This is a genomic window from Mucilaginibacter sp. RCC_168 (assembly GCF_041355315.1).
In the GTDB taxonomy this organism is placed as follows: domain Bacteria; phylum Bacteroidota; class Bacteroidia; order Sphingobacteriales; family Sphingobacteriaceae; genus Mucilaginibacter.
This window is the reverse complement of the sequence record NZ_JBFUPN010000035.1, coordinates 40,528-46,584: the sequence shown is the minus strand read 5'-3', so window position 1 is coordinate 46,584 and position 6,057 is coordinate 40,528. Positions and strand designations below refer to the sequence as shown.

General features: G+C 42.3%; 5 protein-coding genes. 2 read left to right on the top strand and 3 right to left on the bottom strand.

The annotated features are described in order from the left end of the window. Positions 1-233 precede the first annotated feature (233 nt). The 3 genes from dnaA to AB6735_RS25985 form a co-directional block, all read right to left on the bottom strand. A complete protein-coding gene (dnaA, locus tag AB6735_RS25995; RefSeq protein WP_076371801.1) occupies positions 234-1,658 on the bottom strand; it encodes a chromosomal replication initiator protein DnaA in 1,425 nt (474 codons plus the stop codon). A 434-nt stretch (positions 1,659-2,092) separates the two neighbouring features. Next, entirely contained in the window at positions 2,093-3,640 is a 1,548-nt protein-coding gene (locus AB6735_RS25990; RefSeq protein ID WP_370999114.1) for a methylmalonyl-CoA mutase, read from the bottom strand. A 4-nt stretch (positions 3,641-3,644) separates the two neighbouring features. Next, positions 3,645-4,175: a hypothetical protein gene (locus AB6735_RS25985; protein ID WP_370999113.1), complete on the bottom strand. Its 531-nt coding sequence runs from the start codon at positions 4,173-4,175 to the stop codon at positions 3,645-3,647. A gap of 91 nt (positions 4,176-4,266) precedes the next feature. Here AB6735_RS25985 and AB6735_RS25980 point away from each other — a divergent pair, with 91 nt between their 5' ends. Both AB6735_RS25980 and AB6735_RS25975 read left to right on the top strand, forming a co-directional pair. After that, a complete protein-coding gene (locus AB6735_RS25980) occupies positions 4,267-4,614 on the top strand; it encodes an iron-sulfur cluster assembly accessory protein (RefSeq protein WP_166092793.1) in 348 nt (115 codons plus the stop codon). Between the two features lie 169 nt (positions 4,615-4,783). Further along, positions 4,784-6,022: an ABC transporter permease gene (locus tag AB6735_RS25975; RefSeq protein ID WP_370999112.1), complete on the top strand. Its 1,239-nt coding sequence runs from the start codon at positions 4,784-4,786 to the stop codon at positions 6,020-6,022. The last annotated feature ends 35 nt before the right edge of the window (positions 6,023-6,057 follow it).

The window sequence follows — 6,057 nt, the reverse complement described above, 5'->3', positions numbered from 1 at the left end:
GGGTACTCGCATATACCCCTAAAGTTAAGGTTATCCATTCGTCTTCCCAACACCTGTGGGCTGGAGCCGAGCGACTGTTTGACGATTTTTTAATGTGTACCCACCCGCCGCCGCTCGGCTCCAGCCGAGTGGCAACTATTACCCGGCCTCCGGCCGATATCAAAAAGCAACCAACATAAAAAAGCCCTGCATAAATAATATGCAGGGCCCATAGTAATATGATAATAGGTCAGTTACGACATTTTAAGTTTCTTTTGAATGTCGGCAACATAACCTTTAAATTTCTTATCGGTATCAATAAGGTCCTCAACGGTTTGGCAGGCGTATATTACGGTAGAGTGGTCGCGGCCGCCAAAGAAGTGACCGATTGATTTTAATGAACTTTTGGTGTGGGCTTTGGCCAGGTACATGGATATTTGACGGGCCTGTACAATTTCGCGTTTGCGGGTTTGTGATTTTACCATTTCAATAGGCACTTCAAAATACTCGCAAACCAGGCTTTGGATATACTCCATCGAAATTTCTTTAGATGAGTTTTTTACAAAGTTCTTGAGCATTTGCTTAGCCAGGTTCAGGTCGATCTCCTTGCGGTTCAGCGTTGACTGAGCCAATAGGGATACCATAGCGCCTTCCAGCTCACGCACATTGTTATCAATGTTATGCGCTACATACTCAATTACATCATTTGAAAGCTCAATGCCATCCTGATAGATCTTGTTTTTGAGGATAGCCATGCGGGTTTCCAGATCAGGGATCTGCAGATCGGCAGACAGGCCCCACTTAAATCTCGATAGCAAACGCTCCTCTAAACCTGCAAGGTCCTTCGGCGCTTTATCTGATGTAATGATCAGTTGCTTACCCGATTGATGTAAATGATTAAAGATGTGGAAGAAGAAATCCTGTGTTTTTTCTTTACCGGCAAAGTTGTGTACATCATCCATGATCAGTACATCAATAGCCTGGTAAAAATTCACAAAATCGTTAATGTTATTGTGTTTAAGCGCGTCAACAAATTGTTGGGTGAATTTTTCGCACGATACATAAAGTACCAGTTTATCGGGCAATGAGCGCTTTATTTCGTTACCAATGGCCTGGGCCAGGTGGGTTTTACCTAAACCAACACCGCCATATATCATTAAAGGATTAAAAGAAGTACCGCCTGGTTTTGCAGCAACGGCATAACCGGCAGAGCGGGCTAAACGGTTGCAATCACCTTCAACAAAGTTTTCAAAGGTGTAATTCCTGTTTAGCTGCGGATCAACATTTAATTTTTTCAAACCTGGGATCACAAAAGGGTTTTTAATGTCCTTATTGATCGAGATTGGGATCGGCATTGACTGATTTTTGGACTCGGCACCATTTCCGTTCGAAGGCATATTAGTGGTGTATGGTTTACTTGATGATTGCTCAACAACTATATTATACTCTAAACGCCCTTCGTCGCCTAATTGTTTTTTGATTGTTTTGCGCAGTAAACCTACATAGTGCTCCTCGAGCCACTCGTAAAAGAATAAACTTGGTACCTGTATCGTCAGAACGCTTCCTTCCATGCGTAAAGCTTTTATTGGCTCAAACCAAGTTTTAAAGCTTTGTGCTGGTATGTTATCTTTGATGATCTGGAGGCAGCTATTCCAAACAGTAGTACAGGTTTTTTCCATATAGATATTAGTAATATATTGATTTCCAACCCCCAGCGAAACAATTTTTGGGCCTGCTACGGAACATCGAATATTGCCAAAAAAAGCTTATAAAAAAATTAAATTTTCACTTTTTTGGCAAATAAATTTCTGGCATGATAATCAGCTTTTTAATGAAAAAAACTCATTAAATATTGATTTTAACAGCAAAAATTGCAATTATATTTCCGTTAGTCCCAATTAATATGAACCGATTAATTTAATAAAAAATCAGGATAATTACCAGGGGGATAATTATTTTTTATACGGTTGCACGCCACAATAGTTGAGCCAATTTAACATTAACGCTACAGTTAAAAAATAATGTTCTGGTATACTGCTAAATAAAATAAGGTACAGGATTTATTTATCAACATTGGGCTATATCGTGTGTCTGTAAAAATTTACACATTGTGTTAATATTCGCCAAAAACGTGGCGCAGAGTGTCAGCAATTTCCCCGAGTGTGGCATAACACTCTACAGCAGTGAGGATAAAGGGCATTAAATTTCCTCTGCCTTGGGCTGCTTCCTTCAATTCCTGTAAACTGGTAGCTACCGCCTGGTTATCTCTGCTGCTTTTTAATGTTGATAATTTTTCCGTTTGCATCTTACGGATACTGTCATCCACCCTGAAAACATTCAGCTCGGCGGCCTCCTGCTGGGTAAAGCGGTTTACACCAACCAATACTTTTTCGCCGCTTTCAATATCGTTTTGATACTGGTAGGCGGATGCGGCTATCTCCTGCTGGATATAATCCTGTTCAATAGCCTTTACAGCGCCGCCCATAGCATCTATCTTGTCAATGTATAATTGTGCAGCGGCTTCTACTTCGTTGGTCAGTGTCTCTATAAAATAAGAGCCAGCCAATGGGTCGACCGTATCGGTAACACCGCTTTCAAAAGCAATGATCTGCTGGGTACGCAACGCTATTTTGGCCGCAGCTTCTGTAGGTAAGGATAGGGCCTCATCGTATCCATTAGTATGTAAGGATTGGGTGCCGCCCAATACCGCAGCCAAAGCCTGGTTGCTAACTCTAATAATATTATTCAAGGGTTGCTGCGCGGTTAAGGTGGATCCGCCTGTTTGGGTGTGGAAGCGTAACTTTTGCGCGCCGGCATCTGTGGCGCCCAGTTGTTTGGTGATATGTGCCCACATACGCCGAGCTGCTCTGAACTTGGCTATCTCCTCAAAAAAATTATTGTGGCAATTAAAAAAGAAAGATAAACGTTTGGCAAATACATTAATATCTAATCCCTTGTCCAGGGCTGCTTTTAAATAGGCTTTGCCATTAGCCAGGGTAAAGGCCAGCTCCTGCACAGCAGTTGAACCGGCTTCGCGGATGTGATAGCCGGATATGGATATGGTGTTCCACTTAGGCACCTCTTTACTGCAGTATTCAAACACGTCGGTAATGAGTCGCATGGATGGCGCGGGTGGGTATATATAGGTACCGCGTGCGGCGTATTCCTTTAATATATCGTTTTGTATAGTTCCGGAGATCTGCTTTAGGTCGGCTCCCTGTTTTTTAGCCAGGGCTATGTACATGGCCAGTAAAATGGGTGCCGTGGCATTGATGGTCATGGAGGTGGTAATATCCTTGAGGGTTATACCATTAAACAGGATCTCAATGTCTTTTAAAGAATCAATGGCTACGCCTACCTTACCCACTTCGCCCTCGGCAAGTTCATGATCAGAGTCGTACCCAATCTGGGTGGGCAGGTCAAACGCTACGGAAAGCCCGGTTGTGCCCTGACCCAGCAGGTAGTGGTATCGTTTGTTTGATTCTTCGGCAGTAGAGAAGCCTGCGTATTGGCGCATGGTCCAGGCCTTGCCCCGATACATGTCTTTTTGTATGCCGCGGGTGAACGGAAACTCACCAGGCAGTTCATCCATTGTGGATGGCTGGGTATAAACTTCCTTAATTTCGATACCCGACGTGGTGGTGAACTTTTTTTCGGCCATGAGGTTAAAATAATTCTTCTATATCCTGCCGTACCAGGCCGGTGGCTATTTCATACGGATCCTGCTCCTGCTTACTTAAATGGATCAATATGGTTTTACTCATCTCGGTACCCGAAGCATCTGCAGGCAGGGCTTTCATGGTATTGTTCATCAGGGTCAGGGTGTCGTCTTTTACCCTTTTCACCACATTCCATACGCGTACGCTTACATAAATCTGTTGCGTAACATTATGCTGAAATTCATTCCTGATCTCAGTAACAACCATCATATGTAATTCGGCCGCCGACAGGCCAGAAGCATTAAGGCGGATAAGCATGCTGGCAGGGTTAATCCTTTCAATAAATAAAATGACACGCTCGTATGCCTGCAAACGCAAAGGCAGCGTTTGGCTGCTAACGGCCCTTTTTAATTCAAGCACCTGTATTTGTTCTGCTTTATCCAGATAAGGTTTAAACAAGTACAACGCCACCCACACTACCCCAATGCCGGCAACGGTATATTTTAAAATATCAAGTAAATAGGGTAGTGTTTGCATGTTTATAAAATGTTAAACTGAGGTCATAAAATACCGGTTGCAACAAAAATCTACATTTTACATTATATTTGTATAGTTAAATAAAAATAAGATGAGTACTGCTGTTGAAATTGCACCGGTAACCTTTACTCCGGGAGCCGTTAAAGAACTTTTTAAATTGAAAGATCAGCAAGAGATAGGCGACGATTTTGGCCTGCGTGTTGGTGTTGAAGGTGGTGGCTGCTCGGGCATGAACTATGTGCTGGGCTTTGATCAGAAAAAGGATGGCGACCAGGAATATGATATTGATGGTATAAGAGTATTTATGCATAAAGCCCATGGCTTGTATCTGGCAGGTATGCAAATTGATTTTCAGGACGGCTTAAATGCCCGCGGATTTACCTTTAATAATCCCAATGCGGCCAGCACCTGTGGCTGTGGTACTTCGTTTTCGGTATAAACTACAGGTTTAAGATATTATAATAAAAGGGCAGCTTATGAGCTGCCCTTTGTGTTTATAGCTTTTTCTTAATATTAAAACACGATTTTATTTATTATAACGGTTGTGTTTGCTGTAACAAAATGATGCGGTGCACAGTCAAACCGCAAAGTTTTTTTATTTTTATACCATGCCGGTAAAAACGTCCTACAAAGAAAATGTCTCTATTGCATTACAATCTATAGCCGGCAACAGGCTGCGTACCTCATTAACCTCGTTAATTATAGCTATAGGTATTATGGCCCTGGTAGGTATTTTAACCGCTATTGAGGGGATACGGCAGTTTACCAATGATGCTTTTGCCGATCTGGGCGCCAATTCATTCACCATCCAAAATCGTGGCCAGGGACTAAACTTTGGCAATGGCGGGAACCATAAAGCTTATCCGGCAGTTACTTACGACCAGGCCGAACGCTTTAAAAAAACGTTTAAATTACCGGTTTTAACCGCCATAAATCTGGATGTTACCGGTACGGCAGTGGCTAAGTATGGCAATCAAAAAACAAATCCTAATATTTCTATTTCAGGATCCAATGAAAATTATCTGATCACTGCTGGCAAAAAACTATCCTTTGGTCGTAATTTTTCATCATCCGAACTGGAGCACGGGGCTAATGTGGTGCTTATCGGGGATGAGATCAAATCAAAACTTTTTAAAAAAGAAGATCCTATTAATAAGTCGCTCTTTATAGGCAATAATAAGTACCGTATAGTTGGCGTAATTGCATCAAAAGGCTCCAGTTCATTTGGGGGCGATAAATTCTGTATTATACCGATATTGAAAGCTAAGCAGATAGATACGGCGCGTAACGTATCCTATACTATCACAATCAAGGTTGCCAGTCCAGGCGCGCTTGATGCATCCATAGGTGAAGCTACCTCGTTATTCCGGAACATCCGGGGGCTCAATATAGCCAATGATACTAATTTTGATATTACGCGGAGCGATTCTATTCAAAAGGAACTCTCAGGCCAGTTAATGGGTATTACTATAGCGGGTTTTGCCATAGGTATTATAACCCTGATTGGGGCGGCCATTGGGCTTATGAACATTATGCTGGTATCAGTTACCGAACGTACACGCGAAATAGGCGTACGTAAGGCTATCGGGGCAACACCTGCCGTTATCCGCAAACAATTTTTAATTGAAGCTATTGTGATATGCCTTATAGGCGGAGCGGTTGGTATATTATTAGGAATGGCAATAGGTAACCTGATAGCTGTTCAAATTAGTGGAACTTTTGTGGTGCCATGGGCATGGCTCTTTTTTGCTGTGCTGTTATGTACCTTTATTGGTTTGATATCGGGCTATTATCCGGCAAAAAAAGCATCCAGGCTTGATCCGGTAGAGGCGTTGAGATATGAATAGATTAATTATGGTTATGGTATCAAGTAGTTAGTATC

Excerpts from the sequence above, each read along its gene's own strand:
- dnaA (WP_076371801.1), bottom strand. The coding sequence starts at position 1,658 with ATGGAAAAAACCTGTACTACTGTTTGGAATAGCTGCCTCCAGATCATC.
- AB6735_RS25990 (WP_370999114.1), bottom strand. The coding sequence starts at position 3,640 with ATGGCCGAAAAAAAGTTCACCACCACGTCGGGTATCGAAATTAAGGAA.
- AB6735_RS25985 (WP_370999113.1), bottom strand. The coding sequence starts at position 4,175 with ATGCAAACACTACCCTATTTACTTGATATTTTAAAATATACCGTTGCC.
- AB6735_RS25980 (WP_166092793.1), top strand. The coding sequence starts at position 4,267 with ATGAGTACTGCTGTTGAAATTGCACCGGTAACCTTTACTCCGGGAGCC.
- AB6735_RS25975 (WP_370999112.1), top strand. The coding sequence starts at position 4,784 with ATGCCGGTAAAAACGTCCTACAAAGAAAATGTCTCTATTGCATTACAA.